Source organism: Microbacterium sp. Leaf351 (assembly GCF_001423825.1).
GTDB lineage: Bacteria > Actinomycetota > Actinomycetes > Actinomycetales > Microbacteriaceae > Microbacterium > Microbacterium ginsengisoli.
Genome location: NZ_LMPK01000037.1, coordinates 4619 through 5526, shown reverse-complemented (window position 1 = coordinate 5526; position 908 = coordinate 4619). Strand labels below are relative to the sequence as shown.

General features: G+C 69.6%; 2 protein-coding genes. Both read right to left on the bottom strand.

Going from position 1 to position 908, the window contains the following annotated elements; genetic code table 11:
• Window positions 1-327 (bottom strand): ArsR/SmtB family transcription factor (locus ASG00_RS12550; RefSeq protein WP_056210061.1); only part of this gene is annotated, 327 nt, incomplete at its 3' end.
• A gap of 64 nt (window positions 328-391) precedes the next feature.
• Window positions 392-775, bottom strand: a complete 384-nt coding sequence (locus tag ASG00_RS12545; protein ID WP_056210014.1) for a DUF3054 domain-containing protein — start codon at window positions 773-775, stop codon at window positions 392-394.
• Between the last annotated feature and the right edge of the window lie 133 nt (window positions 776-908).

Sequence of the window (908 nt, the reverse complement as noted above, 5' to 3'; positions counted from 1 at the left end):
GCCGCCGAGCGAGTGCTCCGCCTGGAAGATCGCGTCGCGCACCAGCTGCGACGCATGTTCGTTCTCCAGCCGGTAGAACACGCGCTGGCCCTCGTGACGGGTGGCGACGATGCGCGCGAGCCGCAGTTTCGCGAGGTGCTGCGATACGGCGGCGGCCGGCTTGTCGAGGATGTCGGCGAGGTGGTTCACCGAGAGCTCTCCCGCATCCGTGAGGGCGAGCACGATGCGCACCCGCGTGGCGTCGGCGAGCATCCCGAACACCTCGACCGCCAGCTCGACGTACGGACTCTCGGTCGAGAAGCCGCATCCTTGCTTATCTGCACTCATACGCAGATACGTTAGTCGACGCACCGGTCGCCCGCGACGCCGCGGCGTCGAGGGGCGCGGGACCTCAACGGGTCGAGCGCCGCCCGCCGCGGATCGCGCGCACGGCGAATCGCCAGCCCACCAGGAACACGAACAACACGATGCTCGCGACGATGATGAACGCGAGCTCGACGCCCTGCGAGGACACGACGCGCAGCAGCATCCCGATCACGACCGTCGTCACCCACAGGCCGACGCCGGTACGCACCGGTGCGAGCGGCGCCCGCCAGCCGCGGGTCACGAGCCAGCCCGCGAGAGCGCCGACCAGGAAAGGCCACGACGTCGTCACGAGCCCCGCGAGGACGTCCTCGTGGTGACTGGCGCGCCCGATCGCGGCGAAGACCACGACCAGCACGAGATCGACGATGAGCGCGACGGTGACGGTGCGCGGGGCGGGACGGGGCGACATGGATACTCCTCGACGGTCGACTCGATCATCTTCCCCGATCCAGCCTCTGGGCGCGCCGGAGGTGGGACCATGAAGCATGGACGCACTCGCGCAGTTCGGTCAGGGCCTCGCCCTCACCCTCGCCGCGTTCATC